The sequence below is a fragment of the Nocardiopsis lucentensis DSM 44048 genome (assembly GCF_000341125.1).
GTDB lineage: Bacteria > Actinomycetota > Actinomycetes > Streptosporangiales > Streptosporangiaceae > Nocardiopsis > Nocardiopsis lucentensis.
In genome coordinates, this window is sequence record NZ_ANBC01000529.1 from 1 (window position 1) to 1,029 (window position 1,029).

A 1,029-nucleotide genomic window follows, 5' to 3' on the forward strand; every position below is an offset into this window, starting at 1 on the left:
GTGCCCAGCCTGTACGGATGGAAGAGCGTGAAGTGGCTGCGCGCCGTGGAGTACATGACGAAGGACCGGCGGGGGTTCTGGGAGGAGCGCGGCTACCACAACCGCGCCGACCCCTGGAATGAGCAGCGCTTCTCCTACCAGGAGGAACCCGGTCACGGCCCCCCGGCGTAGGGCCTCCCGGTCAGGCGCTCCCCCGCGCGCGGTCGCGGGGGAGCCGCAGTTCGACCTCCGTGCCCTCACCGGGCTCGCTCACGACCTCGGCCGTCCCTCCGAGGTCGCGCAACCGCCCCAGGACCGACTGGGCGACGCCCAGTCGGCCGTCCCGGCGCGCTTCCTCGAGCCTCCCCCGCGGGATGCCGGGCCCCTCGTCCCGGACCGACACGGTCACCGCGTCATCCTCGTCCTCCACCAGGACCCAGGCGGGGGTGCCCGCGGGACAGTGCCGCGCCACGTTGTCCAGTGCCGCCGCCACGGCCGCGGCGAGTTCCCCCGCCGCCCAGGCCGGCAGGAGGACCGGCGTGGCGGGCGCGGAGACGGACACGTGCACCGACTCCGACCGGCGCACCAGATCGCGCAGGTCCAGCGTGCCGGAGCCGTCCGCGCTGTCACCTCCTGGGCCTCCGGGCGCGGGCGCCCCGACCGCGACGGCGCCCACCGTGCCCCCGGCGCCGTCGCCGTCGACGAGGCCGTCGGTGAACAGGGAGCGCAGCCGGACCTCCTGTTCCCCGGCCATCCGGCCCAGTTCGGCGGCTTCTCCGCCGGCCTCGGCGCCGCGTCTGCTCACCAGGGCCAGTACCTGGAGCACCGAGTCGTGGACGGAGCGGGCCAGCTGTTCGCGCTCGCGGATACGCGCCTCCAGGGCCACCGCCCTCGCGAAGCGCTCCTCGGCGCGTTCGGCCACCTGCGCCATGTAGCCGACGGCCAGGCCGGTGAGAAGGAGCAGCACCACCCCCCGGACGGTCGCGTCGGTCACGGCGGCGTCCATGAGGACGCGCAGGGTGATGTCAGCGAAGCCGTAGAGGAGGGCGA

General features: G+C 74.9%; 2 protein-coding genes. One reads left to right on the forward strand and one right to left on the reverse strand.

The features are described 5' to 3' along the window. The coding region (locus D471_RS38520; RefSeq protein WP_152486367.1) for a molybdopterin-dependent oxidoreductase at positions 1-171 on the forward strand (171 nt) is incomplete at its 5' end. Positions 172-181: 10 nt separating this feature from the next. Here the strand turns inward: D471_RS38520 and macS are convergent. Next, positions 182-1,029 (reverse strand): MacS family sensor histidine kinase (gene macS / locus D471_RS0118620; RefSeq protein WP_017600013.1); only part of this gene is annotated, 848 nt, incomplete at its 5' end.